The sequence below is a fragment of the Pseudidiomarina insulisalsae genome, assembly GCF_003987065.1.
Taxonomy (GTDB): domain Bacteria; phylum Pseudomonadota; class Gammaproteobacteria; order Enterobacterales; family Alteromonadaceae; genus Pseudidiomarina; species Pseudidiomarina insulisalsae.
Genome location: NZ_PIPY01000010.1, coordinates 45,728 through 67,305, shown reverse-complemented (window position 1 = coordinate 67,305; position 21,578 = coordinate 45,728). Strand labels below are relative to the sequence as shown.

At 51.1% G+C, this 21,578-nt stretch carries 20 protein-coding genes; 8 read left to right on the top strand and 12 right to left on the bottom strand.

Annotated elements, in window-relative coordinates:
* Window positions 1–2 precede the first annotated feature (2 nt).
* On the bottom strand, window positions 3–1,772 hold the full coding sequence (locus CWI71_RS10015; protein WP_126755129.1) for a TIGR03545 family protein: 1,770 nt from the start codon (window positions 1,770–1,772) through the stop codon (window positions 3–5).
* A 4-nt stretch (window positions 1,773–1,776) separates the two neighbouring features.
* A complete protein-coding gene (locus CWI71_RS10010) occupies window positions 1,777–2,283 on the bottom strand; it encodes a TIGR03546 family protein (protein WP_126755128.1) in 507 nt (168 codons plus the stop codon).
* 151 nt (window positions 2,284–2,434) lie between these two features.
* Between CWI71_RS10010 and CWI71_RS10005 the strand changes: the two genes are divergently transcribed.
* Both CWI71_RS10005 and CWI71_RS10000 read left to right on the top strand, forming a co-directional pair.
* Window positions 2,435–3,901, top strand: a complete 1,467-nt coding sequence (locus tag CWI71_RS10005; protein WP_126755127.1) for a RimK family protein — start codon at window positions 2,435–2,437, stop codon at window positions 3,899–3,901.
* Window positions 3,901–4,371, top strand: a complete 471-nt coding sequence (locus CWI71_RS10000) for a GNAT family N-acetyltransferase (RefSeq protein WP_126755126.1) — start codon at window positions 3,901–3,903, stop codon at window positions 4,369–4,371. The genes CWI71_RS10005 and CWI71_RS10000 overlap by 1 nt, the downstream gene beginning before the upstream one ends.
* Here the strand turns inward: CWI71_RS10000 and CWI71_RS09995 are convergent.
* Together CWI71_RS09995 and rcsF are read right to left on the bottom strand one after the other, a co-directional pair.
* Entirely contained in the window at window positions 4,368–5,411 is a 1,044-nt protein-coding gene (locus tag CWI71_RS09995; protein WP_126755125.1) for a cysteine synthase A, read from the bottom strand. The two genes, CWI71_RS10000 and CWI71_RS09995, sit on opposite strands and share 4 nt — an antisense overlap.
* Window positions 5,412–5,441: 30 nt before the next feature.
* Entirely contained in the window at window positions 5,442–5,807 is a 366-nt protein-coding gene (rcsF, locus tag CWI71_RS09990; protein WP_126755124.1) for an Rcs stress response system protein RcsF, read from the bottom strand.
* 148 nt (window positions 5,808–5,955) lie between these two features.
* Here rcsF and cfa point away from each other — a divergent pair, with 148 nt between their 5' ends.
* Window positions 5,956–7,068, top strand: a complete 1,113-nt coding sequence (gene cfa, locus CWI71_RS09985; RefSeq protein ID WP_126755123.1) for a cyclopropane fatty acyl phospholipid synthase — start codon at window positions 5,956–5,958, stop codon at window positions 7,066–7,068.
* 14 nt (window positions 7,069–7,082) lie between these two features.
* Here cfa and CWI71_RS09980 read toward each other — a convergent pair whose 3' ends face one another.
* Window positions 7,083–8,129 (bottom strand): AI-2E family transporter, encoded by a 1,047-nt coding sequence (locus tag CWI71_RS09980; protein WP_126755122.1) that lies wholly within the window; start codon window positions 8,127–8,129, stop codon window positions 7,083–7,085.
* Window positions 8,130–8,211: 82 nt separating this feature from the next.
* On the opposite strand from CWI71_RS09980, the gene CWI71_RS09975 reads away from it, so the two are divergent.
* The gene (locus CWI71_RS09975; RefSeq protein ID WP_126755121.1) at window positions 8,212–8,712 is read left to right on the top strand and encodes an Mpo1 family 2-hydroxy fatty acid dioxygenase; all 501 of its coding nucleotides are present in this window, start codon (window positions 8,212–8,214) and stop codon (window positions 8,710–8,712) included.
* A 36-nt stretch (window positions 8,713–8,748) separates the two neighbouring features.
* On the opposite strand, the gene CWI71_RS09970 is transcribed toward CWI71_RS09975, so the two are convergent.
* Window positions 8,749–9,081: a hypothetical protein gene (locus CWI71_RS09970; RefSeq protein WP_241967704.1), complete on the bottom strand. Its 333-nt coding sequence runs from the start codon at window positions 9,079–9,081 to the stop codon at window positions 8,749–8,751.
* Between the two features lie 29 nt (window positions 9,082–9,110).
* Between CWI71_RS09970 and CWI71_RS09965 the strand changes: the two genes are divergently transcribed.
* Together CWI71_RS09965 and kynU are read left to right on the top strand one after the other, a co-directional pair.
* Complete coding sequence (locus CWI71_RS09965; RefSeq protein ID WP_126755120.1) at window positions 9,111–10,001, top strand: alpha/beta hydrolase family protein; 891 nt, start codon at window positions 9,111–9,113, stop codon at window positions 9,999–10,001.
* Window positions 9,997–11,265, top strand: coding sequence for a kynureninase (kynU, locus tag CWI71_RS09960; protein ID WP_126755172.1), 1,269 nt, complete (start codon window positions 9,997–9,999; stop codon window positions 11,263–11,265). Before CWI71_RS09965 ends, kynU begins: the two co-directional genes overlap by 5 nt.
* Before the next feature lie 12 nt (window positions 11,266–11,277).
* Here the strand turns inward: kynU and CWI71_RS09955 are convergent, their stop codons facing one another.
* From CWI71_RS09955 to CWI71_RS09940, 4 genes are all read right to left on the bottom strand, one after another.
* Window positions 11,278–12,129, bottom strand: coding sequence for a universal stress protein (locus tag CWI71_RS09955; protein WP_126755119.1), 852 nt, complete (start codon window positions 12,127–12,129; stop codon window positions 11,278–11,280).
* Window positions 12,130–12,145: 16 nt separating this feature from the next.
* Window positions 12,146–13,636 carry a SulP family inorganic anion transporter gene (locus tag CWI71_RS09950; RefSeq protein WP_126755118.1) on the bottom strand — a complete coding sequence of 497 codons (1,491 nt, stop codon included), beginning with the start codon at window positions 13,634–13,636 and terminating at the stop codon, window positions 12,146–12,148.
* A 232-nt stretch (window positions 13,637–13,868) separates the two neighbouring features.
* Window positions 13,869–15,173: an NAD(P)/FAD-dependent oxidoreductase gene (locus CWI71_RS09945; protein WP_126755117.1), complete on the bottom strand. Its 1,305-nt coding sequence runs from the start codon at window positions 15,171–15,173 to the stop codon at window positions 13,869–13,871.
* Complete coding sequence (locus tag CWI71_RS09940) at window positions 15,173–16,591, bottom strand: DUF945 family protein (RefSeq protein ID WP_157981090.1); 1,419 nt, start codon at window positions 16,589–16,591, stop codon at window positions 15,173–15,175. Before CWI71_RS09940 ends, CWI71_RS09945 begins: the two co-directional genes overlap by 1 nt.
* 118 nt (window positions 16,592–16,709) lie before the next feature.
* Between CWI71_RS09940 and CWI71_RS09935 the strand changes: the two genes are divergently transcribed.
* Entirely contained in the window at window positions 16,710–17,258 is a 549-nt protein-coding gene (locus CWI71_RS09935; protein WP_126755115.1) for a DUF3750 domain-containing protein, read from the top strand.
* A gap of 2 nt (window positions 17,259–17,260) precedes the next feature.
* On the opposite strand, the gene CWI71_RS09930 is transcribed toward CWI71_RS09935, so the two are convergent.
* Window positions 17,261–17,479: a hypothetical protein gene (locus CWI71_RS09930; RefSeq protein ID WP_126755114.1), complete on the bottom strand. Its 219-nt coding sequence runs from the start codon at window positions 17,477–17,479 to the stop codon at window positions 17,261–17,263.
* 10 nt (window positions 17,480–17,489) lie between these two features.
* Window positions 17,490–19,235 (bottom strand): sensor domain-containing diguanylate cyclase, encoded by a 1,746-nt coding sequence (locus CWI71_RS09925; protein ID WP_126755113.1) that lies wholly within the window; start codon window positions 19,233–19,235, stop codon window positions 17,490–17,492.
* 134 nt (window positions 19,236–19,369) lie between these two features.
* Between CWI71_RS09925 and CWI71_RS09920 the strand changes: the two genes are divergently transcribed.
* Window positions 19,370–21,553 (top strand): OsmC domain/YcaO domain-containing protein, encoded by a 2,184-nt coding sequence (locus CWI71_RS09920; protein WP_126755112.1) that lies wholly within the window; start codon window positions 19,370–19,372, stop codon window positions 21,551–21,553.
* Window positions 21,554–21,578 lie beyond the last annotated feature (25 nt).

Genomic DNA, 21,578 nt, shown 5'->3' with positions numbered 1-21,578 from the left:
TTTTAATCAATAAGGTCTTTCAGCCGTCCTTTTAACTTGTTCTCCAGTTGCTCCTGTAACTTGGTTTCAAGCAGCCGTTGCAAACGTTCTTCACGATTTTCTGCACTGCTTAGCATGCCAGCAATCTCGCTGAGCTCGTCCTGATACTCACTGACAAAACCGCTGGATTGAGAATTAAGTCGTTGACGTAAATCCGTTAACTCATTGCTTGCGGCATCCATCGCGGCTGATTTCAGCGCCTGCCCTAACTGGCGATCCAAATCCGAGCTAAGTTTAAAATCAGGTGACATGAGCGCACCTTTGATATCAGCATTGATATCAAGCCGCTTTAAACTTTCCAGCGCTTTGGCGATCACCTGCGTCCACTGGTTTTCAGCGTCTGCCTCAATGGTCATATTTGCCAGCCGTAGAATTGCCTGGCCATCAAACTGACTATCGCGCAGGGCAATATTGCCTTCGCTATCCAGTAAGGCCGATAAAATGGTCGCCGCCAATTCACTGCGTTCGCTAAGCGCGGTGCGAGCAAGGTTTACCCCCTGTACCTTCCATTGTTGTCGTGCATCGAATCCTTCTGGTGTAAGGGCTAATTCGCCATTGAGTTGCAGCAGTGACCACAACGCAGTGTTTTCGCCACGCGCATGGAACACGGTCGGCTGCCCCAATTGCTGATGCTGATGGGTAATATTTTCCCAGTTGACGTCTAACACGGTTGGGCCAACAGCAAACTCGGTGCGCGCTTTTTTGATCAGGAAATCCGGCGGCGCGTCAGTGTCGGTAAATGAGAACCAGATACCCTCGCCTCTTGGCGGTTGGAGTGCGGTTTCATCAGCTGACCTTTGCAGCATGGGCGCCAGTTGCTCATATGCAAGCAGCATATAGTCCGCCCAGCGTCGTGCCTGCTCACCAAATAATACCGCGGTGATTTCGCTCAGACCCTGACTGTTCAACTGCACTAGCTCACTGACCCGTTGCAAATCAAGTTGTGGGGCATCTTTGACTTTTTGCATTTGCGCTTTCAGCTCAACCACCGCGCTGGTGGCCACCTCTTTAAACGCAATAATGGCTTCACGATCAGCGTTGAACTGTTCTTTTAACTCGGCAAATTTCTCCCGGCGCTGCTGTAATTGCTGCGGGGTTGAGATATCGCCTTCCGTCAGTTGCTTTACCTGCGCTTCATAATCGGCCAATTGCTCCTTGCTCGGCAGTTGCTCCAGCACTGCTTCAATACGTTGCTTTTCGGTTTCAAAACTTGCTTTGGCCTCGCTGATCGCATCCGGCGTGCGTAAATTGACGCGTTCCATTACCTCGTCAACAGAAGGCATCGATAGTTGCAACGACTCCATGCCCTGACCGAACCAATCCTGCATTTGTGACTTATCGGGTAACTGATAAACCTCGCCGGCAGTCTCACGTGGCGTATGTACCCGAATGCCGGTGCTAACCACCTCTTCAAAATGAAAACGGCCAAGCAAAAGCTGTTCCCAGCTCAGCTCACCGGAAACATCAGCGGCGGCCACGCGGTTGTAGTCAGGTTGCGCCGGATCAGTAAACTGAATATCTGTCATGCGGACTTTCAGCGGTACCCACTGATGCTCTACCTGCGCAATGTTTACCTCGGCACCATTAAGGGTTCCAAGCGTACGCTCCAGTGACCACTTCAATAGGGTATCGAGTAACAGCCACGAGAACGCTGCAATCACCACAACAATGATCAAGAATGCCACCAGACCTGGCCACCGGAAGGCACTGCGTCGAACGGTATGCTGTTCCATAAAATTAGCCTCTTAAGTCAGAATAGATGGCCCAAAACCGGTTGGCTTTCAGCGCCTGCACCAAGCGTAGACGATTAAACCAAGCCTGAATGCGCTTACGATACTGACTGATAACCCAGTAACTCATCACCGCCAGTACCGGGGCAAAGGCCAGACTTACTACCAAACTGCCTAATGTGATAGTGTGGTGAAACTGAACGACGCGCCAGAACGCCGAGCTATACATGCTTTGCCATACTGGCTGCCAGCTCTCCGCCGAAAGGATGGCAAAGCCCACCTGATGAAACAGCGGATCGAGCAGATAGGCAAGCCCTGAGCAAATCACAAAACTCAAAATAAAACCTGAAAGATTTACCCGAAACAGCAAGGCAATCAGTAAGATAACGAGGTTATGTACTCGCCATAACGGGGTAAAGCCCATGATCATGCCCAGCACAAACGCAATGGCCAATGCCCAGGGGCCGGTTTCAGAGTTTAAGGCGCGCAGTAAGCGTGCCAACAGAGTGAGCATTCAGGTTCTCCTTACCTTAATTTTGTTAGTTTAAAGAATAGCGTACTCGATTTTATCTGCTAACCTTTTTTGTAAAGTCTGACTGAAGATTTTACTTGTATTTTCCCGAATTTAGCCGTAAATATGCGCGCAATCTTAGTGCGGAGTTTTTATGCAAAATACAGCTTTGATCATCCTTGATGATATTACCGATTGGCAGCCCTACTACCCTAGCCAGTCCATTGTCACCGCGAGCGAATACTTGCTTCAGCAAAATGCGAATACGCGGGCGCAGATTTTAAATTTGTGTGGCGACTTAAGTTATTTATCAACGGGTTACTACGTCAGCCTGTTGGCCGAAGCCCGTGGCCAGCGTGCCTTGCCTTCAGTCTCAACGATTAATGACCTGGCCAATTTTTCGCATTATCAGTTAGTACTACCGGCCAATACCGATAAACAGATCAGCAAATATCTGAGTCAACAGGAAACCGGCGCTACACAACGGGTGCTTATTTGCTTTGGTCAGACCGAACAGCAACAACTAAGCGGTTTCGCGCGGCAGATTTTTGATCGTTATCCGTGCCCGATTCTCTGGGTTGAATTCAGTCATCAGGGCCACTGGTTTATTACCAATATTGTTGCCGGTCATTTGGCTGAGCTTGATGACGCCGAACAAACGTTTTTCGGTAACGCACTGGATAGTTTCAGTAAGCGGGTCTGGCGCAAGGCCCGGGCACCGAAAGAATATCGTTATGACCTGGCGATCTTGCATGATCCGGATGAGCCAATTCCGACCAGTGACAAAAAAGCGCTGCAGAAATTTATCAAAGCGGCGAAAGAAGCTGACATTGAGGCGGAACTGATCACTGCTGATGATTACAACCGCTTGCTTGAGTTTGACGCACTGTTCATTCGTGAAACCACGCGGATTAATCACTACACCTATCACTTTGCAAAAAAAGCAGAAGCCAACGGTATGGTGGTGATTGATGCACCGCATTCTATTTTGCAGTGTGCGAATAAGGTCTTTTTGAAGGAATTGCTCGATAAACATAAAATTCCGACGCCGCGCACCGAGCTGCTGTTGAGCCAGCAAAGCATTGATTATCATGCCATCGGTGAGCGTCTTGGCTATCCGGTGGTGTTGAAGATTCCTGACGGTTCATTCTCGATTGGTGTCGAGAAAGCAGAAAATATCGATGAGCTGAAGTCGATCGCCGCCGAGCTGTTCAAAAAATCGACCATTTTGCTGGCGCAGGAATTTGTTCGCACTGAGTTTGACTGGCGCATCGGCGTACTGAATAACCGGCCAATTTATGCCTGTCGTTATTTTATGGCGCGTAACCACTGGCAAATATACAACCACGCCAGCTCGACCAGTCGTAGCAAATCGGGCGGCTTTGAGACTGTTGGCGTGCATCAGGTACCAAAAGATGTGGTGAAAACCGCCCTGCAGGCGACTCGCCTTATTGGTGATGGCCTGTACGGGGTCGATATGAAGCTAACCAACAAAGGTGCGGTGATTATCGAGATTAACGATAACCCATCGATTGATGCCGGCGTCGAAGATCAGCTGTTAGGTGATGAGTTATACCACATTATCATGCGTGACTTTGCCCGTCGCCTGGACGAGAAGTAATGGCACAGCAGTTAACCGCCGCCAGCTTGAGTGATCTAGATGATCTGGTGGCGTTAGAAGCGGCAACGTTCAGCTACAGTCAACTGGGCCGTCGCAGTTTTCGTCGCTTTCTCACCAGCGCCAGTACGCATCTGTTCGTCATGCGCGACACCGATAACGCGCAACTGGTAGGTTATAGCCTGTTGCTGACCCGCAAAAACAGTCGTATTTGGCGACTGTACTCGATTGCCGTGGCGGCCGCGGCGCGTGGTACCGGAGTCGGCCGCAAGTTGCTTGAACATGCGCTCAACTACGCTCGCGAGCAAGGCGCTGAGGCTGTATCGCTGGAAGTTAAAGTGGATAATAAAGCGGCGATAGACCTCTATCGCCGTTATGATTTTGAAGTGACTGAGCTACTGCCCGATTACTATCCCGGTCATGCCGATGGCTATCGTATGCGACTCAGCTTTGCGCAAAGCAGCGAAGCTTAATCCTGCTTGTACCAGACGCTGTCGCCTTGTTCGCGATAGCGCGCGTACATGTCAAAAATAGGCTCCAGCTCCAGGTTCAGGCCACGCTCGCGCAGGTACTTCTCATTGTAAAGTTTGCTCGCCGAGCGTTCGCCTAAATCACAGGCAAAGGTTACGATGGTTTTACCCGGCCCGTGCAACGCCGCGGCTTGTAGAGCTCCGGCCAGATTCAGTGCCGAACTGCTACCAAGGACAATCGCGTCCTGCTCACGGACAAAGCGCGATAATGCCAGCAAGTCCTGATCCGGCAGATTCACAGCCGCATCCACTTCGGCCTGTCTGAAGTTATCAACCAGGCGCATAATGCCAATGCCTTCGGTAAAAGAGCCACCCTGGGCAATGTACTCGCCCTGCTTAAGATAACTGTAAATACCTGAACCGTCCGGGTCAGTTAACCAGACTTGCACGTCAGGATTGCGCTCTTTTAAGTACATGGAATTGCCGGCGATGGTGCCGCCGGTGCCCGCCACTGACACCAGAATATCGATAGCGCCATCGGTCTGCTGCCAAATTTCAGGGCCGGTGGTCAGGTAATGGGCACGGGCATTGCTGGTGTTTTCAAACTGGTTCGCCCACCAGTAGTCATCGCGGCTTTCGGCGAGTCTGCGCGCGGTATGGTAAAAATGGTTTTCGTTACGAAATGGGACTGGATCGACGGTTTTTAACTCAGCTCCATGCAAACTGATCATGCGCTCTTTTTCCGGCGACTGATCGTTCGGCATCACCGCTAACATATTCAAGCCAAAGGAGCGGGCAACGATGGCCAGCCCAATGCCAGTGTTCCCGGCAGTGCCCTCGACGACGGTCATGCCCGGTTCCAGTTCCCCGCTCGCCAGAGCGTCCTGAATCATTTGCAGCGCGGCACGATCTTTAATGGAGCCACCGGGGTTCTGCGACTCCAGCTTTAACCAGATATCACAACCGGTAAGCTCAGACAAAGAACGCACCCGAATCATGTCGGTGTGTCCGATCAACTCGGTCGGACGTTGTGCTAAACGCATTGACTACTCCTTCGTTACTGCAATGGACGGTTACTGCAATGGACGCGCCTGATAGGCCTCACCGGTACAACGCCAGCGCACGCTGCAATTACCTTTTTGATCCTGCTGGCAGCTTTTTAAAATAATCCGGTTGGCTTGCTTGTCAGCAGCTGCAATTTTCATCGCAATCATGGCCTCTTCCTGCGATGCATGTCCGTCAAGTAAAAGCCGTTCACACGATTCACCATACACTTCGCCCATACTGATAAATTCAACATCGGTACGCGACAATTCATAAGACCGCATAAATTCAACGCTACTACTACGCGTCAGATCACTTGCGGGGAAACGTTCGACGGGCGTAGAGCAGCCGGCCAGCAACAGACCGCACAACAGAATTATCATGGTAAAGCGCATGGGTTACCTCGCTTGATTCGGAGCCAAAACATTACGTTTTGACAGCTTAAAAGTCTAGAACGAATACAACTAAGCTAGAATTTTAGAGCACTTAGCTGCGTTTTTTTAAAGCTTAGCTACAATTAGTGCAAAAAACTACGGAGAGTGTATGCATACAGAAAGCTATGTCGCTCAATTGCTGCAACGCGCTGATATCCAAATCAATGGCTCGCGCCCCTGGGACATGCAAGTGCACCGTCACGAGGTACTGAACGATGCGCTGGCGCGCGGTAATCTGGGGCTCGGCGAAGGCTATATGCGTGGTGACTGGGACTGCGAGCAGTTAGACGAGTTTTTTCACCGTATTTTAAGGGCGAAGCTTGGTCACGAGATACGTCCGGCCAAACTACTCTGGCAGCACCTGAAGGCGCGTTTTTTGAACCTCCAGAGCCGGCGCCGGGCGTTTCAGGTGGGTGAGTACCATTATGATCTTGGCAACACGCTGTATCAGGCCATGCTTGACTCCCGTATGGTCTACACCTGCGGCTACTGGCAGCGCGCCGACAATCTCGAGGACGCTCAGCGCGACAAGCTTGAATTGGTGTGTCGCAAGTTGCAATTGAAAGCCGGTATGCGGGTACTTGATATCGGTTGCGGCTGGGGCAGCTTTATGAAATACGCCGCCGAAAATTACGGAGTGCGCTGCGTCGGGCTCACTGTGTCAAAAGAGCAGGTTGAGCTGGGTAAGCAGCTTTGCCGGGACCTGCCGGTTGAATTTCGTTTACAAGATTACCGCGAGGTTAATGAGCCCTTCGACGCGGTGGTCAGCATCGGCATGTTCGAGCATGTAGGTCAGAAAAACTATCGCGACTTTATGCAAGTGGCCGCGCGTTGCCTTCGCGACGATGGTTTGTTTTTATTACATACCATTGGCCGCAACCGCGATGTGCGGGGCACCGACCCCTGGATCAGTCGCTATATTTTTCCCAACGGCGAACTGCCCTGCCTGGCGCATATTGATAGTGCCTCGCGCAATCATTTCTGCGCTGAGGACGTAGACAACATCGGTGCCGACTACGATCCTACCCTGATGGCGTGGTGCGCCAACTTTGAAAAGCATTGGCCTGAGTTAGAACAGCACTACAATGCGACTTTCTTCCGCATGTGGCGGTATTACTTACTCTCTTGTGCAGGCGCTTTCCGCGCACGTGACCTCCAGGTCTGGCAGTGGTTATTCAGTAAGCAAGGACTTACCAACGGCTACCGGCGCCCACAGCTATAAAATGGTAGCGAGCCTTACGGCTCGCCGCTAAAGTCTTTCATAAAGATTTGCCAGGTCGCCATAAACAGCGCCGCCACCAGCGGGCCAATAACGAAGCCATTAATACCGAATAAGGCAATACCGCCAATGGTTGAGAACAGCACGACATAATCGGGTAACTTGGTATCACGCCCGACCAGAATGGGTCGTAACAGGTTATCTGCAAGACCGATTACAATCGCGCCATAAGCAATTAATACGGTCGCACTTATCCAGTCACCGGTGGCAAACAAATAAAGACTGACCGGGAACCAGATAATCGCCGCGCCCACTGCCGGTATCAGTGACAGAAAGGCCATGATGACTCCCCATAACAGTGGACCGGGTATTGCCAGTATCCAGAAAATAATGCCCCCCAGGGCGCCCTGCACGATCGCCACCACCAGGTTACCCTTGACGGTGGCACGGGTCACTTCTGCAAACTTATTGAATAAGGCCTTCTCGCGCTCATCTCCCAACGGCAGGGCCTGAATAATGAGCTTAATTAAGGCATTGCCATCGCGTAATAAAAAGAACGTCAGGTACAGCATCAGTGCCAGGCTGATAAGAAAGCTAAAGGTATTTTGGCCTATAGTGAGGGTTTCTCTGGCGAGGAACTGACTGGCACTGACCAGCGCCTGGGAAATACGTTCACGCAGATTACTGGTATCAACACCTAGCTCTACCAGCAGTTGATCAAACCAGGGGAAAGCATCGCGCAAGCGTTGCACAATAGCACGGGGATCGATCTCACCTGCTTCTACACGCTGATAAAACTGAACACCCTCACTGACAAAAGCTGAAGTCAGCAAAATAACCGGTATCACCACAATAGCCAGCAGAATAAATAAGGTGAGTAGCGCTGCTATATTGGGCCGGTCACCAATTTTTGTCAGCATCCAGCGTTGCAGAGGTGAGAAAATAACGGTCACCGCACAGGCCCAGAAAATCGCGCCCCAGAACGGTTCAAGAATGAAGCCAAAGGCGATACTTACCGCAATGAGTAACAAGATAAATGAGCGACGTTCCAGTTTATCGCGCATAGCCTTTCCTTTATTTTTGTTTTGTCTTTATAGTAGATGGCAAACGTCCATAGTGACAGCAGAATTCTACGGGAGCAAGCTTATGAAAACTATCACAGATCATCTGGCAGAGTATGCCGCCTACCATCGCGACCAGCGTAATATTCTAACGCATCTGGCAGGCATACCCATGATTGTTATTGCTATTCAGATTTTGCTTTCCCGACCTTACTGGACGTTTGACGGCTGGTTTATCACACCAGCAGTGGTCGTAGCCGTGCTGGCATCGTTATTTTATCTGAAACTGGATCTCACCATGGGTGTGCTCATGGCGGTGCTACTGGCGCTAACCGTGCTGCTGGGTAATGAAGTTGCCAGTCTGACCACTGCCGCCTGGCTGAGCTGGGGTATCGGGCTGTTCGTAGTGGGCTGGATTTTTCAGTTTATCGGACATTACTTTGAAGGTCGCAAGCCTGCCTTCGTTGACGATCTGATGGGGCTTGCCATCGGGCCGTTATTTGTCGTTGCCGAAGTGGTCTTCAAACTAGGCGGAAAAAAAGAATTGCACCGCGCCATCGAAGCACGGTTCGAAGAAAAAGCGTGACGTCCGTGTCACGGCTCATGGGCGAGTCGCGGCTTATTACGGCTGCTCGCCCTCAGTTTTGGTCACTACATACTTGGTAGGTGGGTTTACCCAGTATATTTTTGCCGGGGTTATCGAGCGTTTTGAGGCGGCTTCCACAGCTGCCATATACTCTCTGTCTACCACCAGTCGTTGCTCATAACTTGCCGTTTGCGTGCTAGAACATCCACTGATCATCACAACGCTCAAAAGGCCAAGTGTTAATGCCATGGTACGCATAATCACCTCCTGAGGTGTCTGTTGCCAATCTAAGTATAGACCTCTTTTTGTTTTTTTTCGCAACTTCAATTGTTTCGGCGAACGACTACTTGTATGCTTCTGATTCATCATAAAAAAGCACCCCGAGGACAACTTGTACAATGTTGCTAGCAAACTTGTTTCCAGGACGTTTTGCGCTTTTTAGCTTAATTTTTCTTAGCACGCCGGTTTTATCACAACAAAGTCAGTATGTTGACGCCAATGTCAGCTTTGCCGCAGTAACTGAACTAAGTCACGCCCAGCCCGATGCGCGCTTTGCCTACGGTGAGCACAGTGCTCAGTTTGCTGAGCTTTGGCAGCCTGCGGGCACGCTGGCCTCCGCTGAGGCACCTATTGTCATCGCCATTCATGGCGGCTGTTGGCTGAATGCTTATAACGTGGAACATACCTATGCACTGAATACCGCCCTGCAAGAGGCAGGATTCATGGTCTGGTCGCTGGAATACCGGCGCCTGGGTGACGAAGGCGGTGGTTGGCCCGGCTCCTGGCATGATGTTCAGGCCGGTATCCTTGCGCTACAAAATTACCTGGGTGACACCGAAAAGCTCCAGGCGCGCGACATTACTTTGTTGGGACATAGTGCCGGTGGACATCTGGCCTTGCTCGCAGGCCACGCTTTCGGCGCCAGCATGGATCGGGTGTTTGCCCTTGCCGCGATTACGGACCTTGCCAGCTATGCGCAAGGCGCAAATGGCTGCCAGCAAGCCGCCGGTAAATTTATGGGAGAAGCGGATCATCATGCCTGGCGCAGCGCTAATCCGCAGTTTCTGCCATCCCAAATTCCTACCTATCTCTGGCATGGTACCGCTGATACTATTGTGCCTCGTGAACAGACAGAGAACTTCAGCCAGGCAGCTGAGCATAAGTGGCTCGATGGGGCCGGTCATTTTGACCTGATCCACCCGCAAACCCGGGCCTGGAGCGAAATTTTAACTGAGTTACAGCGGCTTTCCGGTAATGAAAATAAGAGAGTTTTAACGGAAAATGATTGATTTTGAAAAACTTGCGCAGCTCGATGCGGCAGATCCCCTCGCGCATTGTCGCGCGCAGTTCGTGATTCCAGCGGATACCGTGTATCTGGACGGTAATTCGCTCGGGCTACTAAGCCATGCGACCCAGGCGCGGGTGGCCGAAGTGACCGCCGGGCAATGGGGACAAGACGGCATTAAAAGCTGGAACAAACACCAGTGGGTGCAATTGCCCCAACGCGTCGGCGAAAAACTGGCTCCGCTTATCGGCGCTGCACCCGGTCAGGTGGTCTGCTGCGACTCTATTTCAGTCAATCTGTTTAAAGCGCTAAGCGCCGCTCTATCATTAGTGAAACAACAAGATGAGGGTGCCCGACCGCGTCATCAGGTGCTCTCAACACGGGATAACTTTCCTACTGACTTGTACATGGTTCAGGGACTGAGCTCTATCGTCGGGAGTGAGCGGTGTGAACTGCAGCTTGCCGATGAGAGCGAGTTACTGGCAAACCCGCAAGCCTTTATTACTGAGCAGACCGCAGTGGTTCTGATCACCGAGGTAAACTTTCGTACCGGGCGGCGTTTACCAGTGGCGAAGCTCATTGAGCACGCGCACCGGGTCGGCGCACGGGTCATCGTTGATTTAGCTCATAGTGCCGGCGCGATGCCGGTGGCGCTCGACGCGTGGCAAGCCGACTTTGCGGTGGGATGTACCTACAAATATCTGAACGGCGGGCCCGGCGCGCCAGCCTTTATTTATGTTGCCAAGCGCCATTTGCCTGCGATTTCACAGCCACTGGCGGGCTGGTTTGGTCACGCCAATCCATTTGCTTTTGAAGCCGACTATGAGGCCGCGCCAGGTATTGAAAAGATGCTGAGCGGAACGCCTGCGGTACTGGCCATGGCCGCAGTGGATGCTGCCTTAGACAGCTTTACCGGTGTCGATTTGCAGCAGCTGCGAGCGAAGTCAGTACAACTAAGTGAGTTATTCCTGGATTTATTAGAAAGTACTGGATGCGCCAATGAGTTTCGCTGCATCTCGCCAGCGCAAAGCCATGAGCGTGGCAGTCAGTTATCCTTTGCCCATGACGATGCTTATGCGATCTGCCAGGCACTTATTGACGCAAAGATTATTGCTGATTTCCGCGCGCCAAATTACTTAAGGGTTGGTTTCACCCCGCTTTATACGCGCTTTACTGATATTGGTCTGGCGGTAGAACGACTTGCGCAGATTATGGCCGATAAAAGCTACCTTGCGCCGCAGTTCCAGCAACGGCACAAGGTTACTTAAATAAGTCAATACCTAGCGTAATACCAGCACCGGCGTTACGCTTTCCTGCAACATCCGCATTGTGGTGCTGCCAACCAGAAACTGGCGAATACGGGAGTGCCCAAATGCTCCCATTACCATCAGGTCAATCGCCTGCTCGCGCTGATAGGCGTGCAGGCTGTGCTCAACATCGCCCGCTACCAGCGCACTGGTAACCTGATGCCCGGCGGCGGTTAATTTATTAGCGGCCCACTGCAACCGCTCACGGTTGTCAGCCGTCTCTGCATCAACCATCACAACGTGCAACGGCATGCCTTTGAAGAGCGGGCTTTGCGCCAACATTTCCACGCCCTTTTGGGTGGTTTTGCTGCCGTCATAGGCAAGCATCGCCGTTTTTGGCTGGGTATAACGATCCGGGGTCAACAATAGTGGCCGATGCACCGCGCGAATCACTGTTTCTAAATGACTGCCGACTTTATGCAACTGATTCACCGACCCTTCGCCATGAAGTCCGAGCACCGCCAGACGCACCTCTTCTACCATATCATTTAAGGTTGTCGCCAGCGCGCCATGACGTTGCCGCTGCTGAACTTTTTCCACGCCGAACTGCTGCACTTTTTGTTCTGCTTGCTCTAACAACACGTGGCCGTGCTGCAGCGCCAGCTTGGCGCGTTTTTCATCAAGCTCAGCCAATTGCTCCAATAAGTGCTCGCGCGTGCCCAGACCTATGTTTCCCGACACATCTGTTGCCGCTTCGCGCATGCGCTCTTCTAGCACATGCAGCAACATCAGAGGTGCGGACAGCTGGTTTGCCGCCCACGCCGAATAATCACATACCGCAGTCGAAGCGGTGGCACCATCAATACAGGCAACTACGTACGACATAACTTTCTCCCTTGGCTTAATGGCCGCCCATGATTTCATCTGTAGCACCGGGCTTATCGTGCACACCAAAGCGATCGACAATGGTCGCGCTCGCTTCATTGAGGCCGATCACTTCCACCTCGGCACCATCACGACGGAATTTAATGACCACTTTGTCGAGTGCGCCGACCGCGGTAATGTCCCAAAAATGCGCTTTGGTTAAATCAATGACCACTTTATCCAACGCTTCTTTAAAGTCAAAAGAAGCAACAAATTTATCAGCTGAACTAAAGAAAACCTGTCCTGTAACATGATAAATCCGTTCACTGCCGGCAGCGTCGATGGTCGGGCTGACATGCATGAAGTGTCCGATTTTGTTAGCGAAAAACATTGCCGCCAGCAAAACACCTACACCGACACCGATAGCGAGGTTGTGGGTGGCAACCACCACCACCACCGTCGTTACCATGACAATATTAGTCGACAGCGGATGTTTACGCATTTTGCGCAGCGAGTCCCAGCTAAAGGTACCAATTGAGACCATGATCATCACCGCAACCAGTGCCGCCATTGGAATTTGCTTCAGCCACTCATCGAGTACCAGAATCATTACCATCAGGAAAACACCGGCGGTAAGCGTCGACAACCGGCCGCGTCCACCTGATTTCACATTAATCACCGACTGACCAATCATGGCACAACCTGCCATACCACCCAACAAGCCAGCGCCGATATTAGCAATGCCCTGACCGCGGCATTCGCGGTTCTTATCACTTTCGGTATCGGTCAAATCGTCGACAATAGTGGCAGTCATCATTGATTCCAGCAAACCAACAACGGCAAGTCCTATCGAATACGGCAAAATAATTTTCAGAGTTTCAAGGTTTAGCGGCACGTCCGGCCACAGGAAAATTGGCAGCGTATCAGGCAACTGGCCCATATCGCCCACGGTGCGAATATCAATATTCCAGAAAATAGCGGCCAGTGTCAGCGTAATAATACATACCAGGGGCGAGGGCAATAACTTGCCCACTTTGGGCACGTAAGGGAACAGATAAATGATACCCAGGCCTGCAGCAGTCATTGCGTAAACATGCCAGGTAACATTGGTCAGTTCCGGCAGTTGCGCCATGAAAATCAGTATCGCCAGCGCGTTAACAAAACCGGTAACTACCGAGCGCGAAACAAAGCGCATCAAGTCCCCCAGCTTTAAATAGCCTGCAACAATTTGCAGTACCCCGGTCAGCAGCGTGGCAACCAACAAGTACTGCAGCCCGTGCTCTTTTACCAGCGTCACCATCAGTAAGGCCATAGCGCCGGTTGCGGCGGAGATCATGCCCGGACGACCACCGACGAAAGCAATAATCACCGCAATACAAAAAGACGCATATAAACCTACTTTAGGGTCGACCCCGGCAATAATTGAGAAAGCGATAGCTTCAGGTATTAGTGCCAATGCCACCACAATACCCGCAAGCAGGTCGCCGCGAATATTCCCCAGCCATTGGCTACGAATCATATTCATCATAATTTTCACTTCATTAAATGTTGCGATCAAGAGAGAGGCCGGCTCATTCAGAGCCAACAAAAAAACGGTGAGAAACTGTTACGTCTAGGGCGGCGTAAGCAGATACAAAGTGTCTATCTCCATGCGTTAAAATTGAGCGCGAAAGCACAAGAAGGTGGCGCGCGACGGCCTGTAACGGCAAAAACAGGCCGCGAATCATACATAAATTAGCGTTTGCGGGCAAATTTAATGGCTAATGCAGCTTCAAGCGAGGCCGCAGACCCCGACTGATCACATGCCCCAGCATCAGCAGAAATGTTTTAAAGTAACCGTGTACTGCAACCTGATGCTGGCGATACAGTCCCTTATAGATGATGCGGGCCAGGAATCCCTCGACTTTCATGGAGCCCTTGGTTAAGTTTCCCATCAAATTGCCCACCGCTGAGTAGCTTGATAACGATATCAGTGAGCCGTGATCACGGTACTTGAAATTAAGTAAAGGACGCCCTTTTTGCTGGCGCAGCATCGCTTTATAAAGGTGATTTGCCATCTGGTGGGCGGCTTGCGCACGTGGGGGGACGCGTGAGCCATCAGGTTGCTCAACAGCCGCGCAGTCACCCATTACAAAAATAGAGTCATGGGTCGAGGATTGCAGCGTACGTCGGGCTAAAATCTGATTGCCTTTGTTCGTTTCAAGGCCCTTGAGCTTGCTCAGGAAAGGGGGGGCTTTAACGCCGGCCGCCCACACTTTAATGGGTGCCTCAATAAGCTCGCCATCTTCCATGAGAAATCCCTTTTCAGTCGCCTCCGTCACTGGGGTTCCAGTTCTTACCTTTACACCTAAGCTCTCTAACTCGTCGCGTGCCGAGTCGGCAATGCGCTCAGGCAATGCCGGCAAAATCCGATCAGCGAGTTCTATCAGAGTGATTTGCAAATGATTCATCTCAAAATCGTCAAACCCATAGCTACGGATTAGTTCAGCCGATTTATGTAGTTCGGCTGAGAGCTCGACACCGGTTGCGCCAGCGCCAACAATCGCTACCTTCAAGGGTTGTGAATATTTACGTGCCTGTAATGCCAAAAAAGTATTCATCAGCGTGTGATGAAAACGCCGTGCCTGTTGCACACTATCAAGAAAATAACAGTACTCAGAGGCCCCCTTGATACCGAAGTCATTGGTTACCGAGCCAATCGCAAGAATTAACGTTGTGTAGTTCAGGGTGCGCTCAGCAACGACTTCATCACCAACATCGTCACGGATAGCGGCGAGGCGAATACAGCGTTGCTCGGCATCCACATCGATCAGCTCACCGGGTTGAAACCTGAACCCCGCATCCGCTGCCTGCACACGGTAATCAACGCCGTCCACATCGGAGTCCAGCGCGCCCGCTGCCACTTCATGCAGCAGCGGTTTCCAGATATGAGTCAGGTTACGATCCACAAGAGTGACATTGACATTGACATTGGTTCTGAACTTGCGGGCGAGCTTGGTCACTAACTCAAGTCCCCCTGCACCACCACCGACGACAACCAGCTCTTGCTTCTCGTTTTTACTCATTACATTGCTCCTAACCACTGTTCTAACGGCATGACTTGGCCGTTCACGGTCAATTCGCCGTTGGCGAAACTGACACTGCTCTGATAGGTCTGCTCAACCTCTCTCAAAAAGCCGCTTTGCAACAAGCCCTGCAGCATCTGAGCTTTCACCTGGGCGATGGCCGTTTGCTGTTGCTCTTCTGCTTGCTCGCTATAGCCAGGTTGCATCGCTAACAAGCTATATTCAACATAGCGTTCCAACACCCAGTCCATCAAACTTTTATCAATTTCTGTGAACATATCGCCGCGCAGATGAGCGAACCAAAAGTCAGGATCATCAGTCGTAGCTGGCAAGGAGGTGACACCATAAATACCTACTAAGGCATCGCCATGCACCCGACCCGCCGGAAATACCGCATTGAAGCGCTCAATCACAAACTCAGGCTCTGCCTGCAACAGTGCCAGCGCCTCTTGCTCCAGGAGCAGCTCAAATTCTTCTTCAACAATCTCCGGATCTTGCTGGTACAGCTTGTTGAATTGCTCTATGTAGCGCTGAATCACCTGGCGGTCTAAGTTGCGTAAAGCTACTTTCAATTGCATATCTGAGATACGCTCACCAGCGGCGAACATTTCGGCCAGCTCATAGTTCACCACCCCGTCCATGAGATCATCACGGAACATCAGTTCACTGGTCACCTGCAAACCATTAAGCGCGAATAACAGCTCGTCAGGATCGCTAACCTCAATAGCGGCAACGGTAAACCGAGCAGTATTTTCGTACAGTTGCCCCTGTAGCAGCGTTTCCATACTGGCGTGCGCGTTGAGCACCAGCGCCATCTGATCCATTACGATTTCATTTTCCTCAATGACAGCCATGAAGCGGTCAAAATCACCAGCGTATTCCAACACCTCATTCTGGTAAGTACCTGCGCCCCGGTATGCCGACAATGTTAAAAAGGCTTCCGACTCAAGGCTTTGCCATTGCAGCTCGGGGATGTAATCAATAAAAACCGCATCGCCAAGCAGATTGACCCGGCCTTGCTGTAAGTAAAGCGGCCGCTCACTGTCCCAGCTCAGCTGTTCACGCAGGTCGTTGCCCGTTGCCAGCAACTGCCACGAGTTGAGTCCCAGCTCCAGACCCTGATCGGTTAAAACCGGACCATGTTGAATGCTCAGCTCCATGGTCATCGAGAAATCAGATTCCATATCGTCCACCGCAGCGAACAAAGCGGGATCCATACTAAGTGAAATGGTCGCGTTGGCACCAAACCAGCTGCGCTCATAGCTCAGCAGCTCGGCATGATAGGTTGGCTGGCCTTCAGAAAATAGTTGCACATAACGGGTGACCTTAGTTTCGACCTGCTGGCCAATCCACCACGGTGCAACTACGAGCGCCGCTGCCGCCACCACGGCGCCAATGATAAGTCCCTTGAATTTCATTATTTTTATTCCGTTTTGTGAAGTTGATGTTGGCTCTACTTTAACAAAGAAATACTTGCACGACGATACAGCAGCGTGAAAAATAGTCGGTAACATCTAACCAGCGCAGACTGATCGTATGTATAAGCATCTGATAATATTTTTGGCGTTATTACTGAGCGGTTGTTCCAGCAGTGACTGGCGCGATGCCTCGCGTGAGCCTGCCGGACTGGCGCTAAGTCCGCTGACGACACAACAGGCAGTGATTGAAGTTTACGCCGCGGATGCATTTGGCTGGCGCGGATGGTTTGCAGTGCATACCTGGCTGGCAGTGAAGCCTGAAAGTGCCAGTGAGTATACCGTTTATGAGGTGGTCGGTTGGCGTGTGGATAATGGCGAGCCAGCACTGCGAATTTATCAGACGGCAACTCCGGACCGTTACTGGTATGGCGCCCGGCCCGAAAAACTACTCACCATGACTGGAGCAAAGGCCGCGGAGCTGATTCCGCGCATTGCCGTTGCCGCCGACGAATACCCCTGGGCAAATGAGTACCGCGCCGTTCCCGGCCCGAATAGTAATACTTTTCCGGCCTGGATCGGGCTGCGCTTTCCCGAGCTTGGCTTGCGTTTACCTTTTAGCGCCATTGGCAGTGGTTTCGCCGATAACGACACTGGCTTAACCGAGTAGCTTTATCTGGTCTGTTGCGGTGGCTTTTTTACATCTTTTTTCAAAGCTAATACCAACAGATAAATCAGCGCCAGCGGTGGCAATAATGCCAGTAGTACGCCCACCGCAGTCGCTATCATAGGTGAGTGCGTTTTGCGCTTACCCAGCAAGTAACTTAGCGCGGCGACTACTAACATAAAAACCGCCATGAATTGGCCCATAACGGTCATGTTGATATTCATTTGCAAATCCTTAATTTGACTCGGTCGTCATTTCCAGCTCGGGGGATTCTCCGTACACAACTACTCTGTCCCGACCGCCGCCTTTGGCCTGGTACAAAGCAGTGTCTGCGTCATGCAACGCCAGCTCGATGGACGAGATATTCAGATCGACCTCAGCAACCCCGATACTTACGGTTATAGACAGCTCCTGCGATTCTGACAAGTTTACCTGCATCTCTTTACACGCCAGACGTAGGGTCTGTGCGATCGCTTCCGCGCTCGACAGCGACGTGCGATACAGCAACACCACAAACTCCTCACCGCCGAAACGGGCGACGACATCATTGGAACGACACGAGGTACGTAACAACTCGGCCAGCTTAACCAGTACCTGATCACCTACCTGATGCCCAAAGTGATCGTTAACCTGTTTAAAGTCATCAATGTCGATGGCCAATACTGCCATCGGCACGCTCTGGGCTCGGGCTTTTTCGAGCAGTTCATTGGCACGGCGGTAAAAATAACGGCGATTGTGAAGCAGTGTCAGCGAGTCGGTCTGTGCCTCAATACGCAAGCGTTGCTCACTTGCTTTAATTTGTTCAAGCATCTTAATGCGATAGGCCACGATAAAGGCCAGCATCAGCGCCTCAAGCATAATGCCGATACCGACGCCATGCTTGGTGATATAGCTAAAATCGAGAATCGATTTGTAATAAAGCACGGCAAGCGCATTAAAAATAAAGAAAAAGCTATGGCCGAGCAGGAAAAACTTGGCAAGCGGATGGCCTTTACGCCAAATGGAAATGCCGACAGACAAGGTAAGCACGATCATCAAGGCGGCAATCGAACTGGCATAGCTGAGCGCCGCTACCATATCAAACAAGCCATAAATCAGATCGGCAACCAGAATGACTAATAGAAACAGCAAAACTTTATGCTCGCGGGGAAAGCTCTTACGGGTATCGAATACTGCCGTCATAAACAAAATAAGGAATATCGCCATGGTCATCAGCGATAGATGGAACTGTAACGCAACCTCGCCAAACAGACCCAGCATATTGCCAAGTAAACCGTATGACAGCGCAATCCAGAGGGCGCCGGAAATCAGGTACAAAGCGTAAAAAACATTGTCGAGCGATCGGGCTGAAATATACAGCAGGAAGTTAAAAATGATGAGCGCCAATAAAATGCCGACCATTAACGCAATATCGAGCATAGTGCCGGCAAGGGCGTCACGCGAATGCGCTTCATCATAAACCTGCACTTCAAACCACTGATGGGAATAAGACCAGCTATGTACGTATAGGGTAATGGTCTCGCCAGCGCCGATTTCAGTTGCGTAAACCGCCTGTTCGCGCACCATATAGGGACTTTCGGTGGCATGATTAAGATCAATTTCCGCCGTATTAGTCAGTTGCCCGCCACGAACTTCATAAAAACCTACCGCACGGTTGTGATAAGCCTCGGGGAAGTGAACAAACACTTCGCGAGCATTGGCCAGACTATTATGCAGCCGAAAACGCAACCACACTGATTTGGCATCGGTGCCTAACGCCAGTCGGCTTTCATAGTGGGTATATTGCTTACTTCTCACCTGCGCAAACGCCTCGCCGGGCTCTGTCACGACATATTCAATCGGGAAGTTTTCCAGCTCAATCGACGGCTCGTCAAGAACAGTCAGCGGAGGCTCACTGGCATAAGCACTGCTACCGCCGCTAAGGGCAATAACTAAGGTCAGCAGAATAAGTCCGGCAAGCCGGCAAGAGAAAGCGCTCATGTAAAAAATTATTAGCCGTTTATTAAGTTATTATTGCGTCCAGCATAATACGAAATGATCTGAATTTCCACGCAGACGAGAGCCCCCCAACTATGGGATAATACACACCGCAATTTATTCATTAAGCGTGTACCATGGAAATCAAAGTAAACTTTCTCGACAACCTTCGCCTCGAAGCTAAATTTGACGACTTTACCGTCATCACCGATCAGCCGATCCGCTACAAGGGCGACGGCTCAGCACCCAGTCCATTTGACTACTTTCTGGCATCATCAGCCATGTGTGCGGCGTACTTTGTCAAAGTTTACTGTGTGTCACGCAATATTCCGACCGACAACATCCGTCTGTCACAAAATAATATTGTTGATCCTGAAGATCGCTATAACCAGATCTTTAAAATTCAAGTCGAGCTACCTGAGGACATTTCCGATAAGGATCGGCAGGGTATCTTGCGCGCGATTGACCGCTGCACAGTGAAAAAAGTAGTACAGACCGGTCCTGATTTTCAGATTGAAGTCGTCGAGAATCTTGACGAAGACGCGCAAGCCTTATTAATGGGCGCACAGGAAGGTAGTTCACTGACCTATATTGAAGGTAAAGATCTGCCGCTGGAAAAAACCATCGCCAACATGACCCAGATTCTTGCTGACCTGGGCATGAAAATTGAAATCGCCTCGTGGCGTAATATCGTTCCTCACGTGTGGTCGTTACACATTCGCGACGCAGCCTCGCCGATGTGCTTTACCAACGGTAAGGGCGCGACCAAAGAGGCCGCGCTGGCTTCGGCGCTTGGCGAGTTTATTGAACGACTGAACTGTAACTTTTTCTATAATGACCAATATTTTGGTGAAGAAATCGCCGCCAGCGAATTTGTCCACTACCCCAACGAAAAGTGGTTTAAGCCAGGGCCGGGTGACGCCCTGCCCAAAGAGATACTGGATGAACACTGCTTAGCTATTTTCGACCCCGATGGCGAATTACGCGGGTCACATTTAATTGATACCAATTCAGGTCGTACAGACCGTGGCATCTGCTCATTGCCCTTTACCCGTCATTCCGACGGCGAAACCGTGTATTTTCCATCAAACCTGATTGAAAACCTGTACCTGAGTAACGGTATGAGTGCGGGCAATACATTGCCAGAAGCAGAGGTACAATGCCTGTCAGAGATTTTCGAGCGCGGCGTGAAGCGCTTTATTCTGGAAAATGAGATAGCACTGCCTGACGTGCCTGACGAGGTCATGGCGCGCTACCCGCATCTGGTCGAAGGGGTGAAAGCTCTTGAAGCTCAGGGCTATCCCGTATTGGTTAAAGACGCTTCCCTTGGCGGACAGTTTCCGGTGGCCTGCGTTACCTTAATGAACCCACGTACCGGTGGTGTTTTCGCATCTTTCGGTGCGCATCCGAGTATGCACGTGGCGCTGGAGCGCAGCTTAACCGAACTGATGCAAGGCCGCAGTTTTGAAGGTCTTAACGATTTCCAGCCGCCGACCTTTAACTCGATGGCCGTGACTGAGCCAAATAACTTTGTCGAGCACTTTATCGATTCATCGGGCCTTGTATCCTGGCGCTTTTTTAGTGCTAAAAGCGATTATGCTTTTAGCGACTGGGATTTTTCCGGAAGTAATGAAGATGAAGCTGCACAGCTATTCCATATTCTGGCCGAGAACGGACTGGAAGCTTACACCGCAGTTTACACCGAGCTCGGCGCACCTGTGTGCCGGATTCTGGTACCGGGCTATTCTGAAGTTTATCCGGTCGAAGATCTGGTCTGGGACAACACCAATGTCGCACTTCAGTACCGCAGCGATATTCTCAACCTGCATCGCCTGAATGACGCGCAACTTAAAGATTTGGTGGAGCGACTGGAAGAGAGCCAACTCGACAACTACACCGATATTATCACCCTCATCGGTATTGAGTTTGACGAGAATACGGTCTGGGGCCAACTGACCCTATTGGAATTAAAGCTGTTGATTTATCTGGCACTGGGCCAACTGGAAGATGCGCTTGATTTGGTCGAAATGTTCTTACAGTACAACGACAATACTGTCGAGCGCGTACTTTTCTATCGTGCCGTTCAGGCTGTACTGGAGATTGAACTCGACGAAGAGCTACAATTGGATGACTTCATTGTGAACCTGCAGCGCATGTTTGGCGTCGATACCATGGCCGCCGTCGTGGGTTCAGTGCATGGCACGGAGCGTTTTCACGGTCTGACGCCTACGAACCTGCAGTTGGAAGGCCTCGATAAACACTTACGTCTGATCGACAGCTACAAAAAGCTGCACGCTGCCCGCGCGTTAGCTACTTCTTAAAAGAGGACGCGCCCCCTGAGGGCGC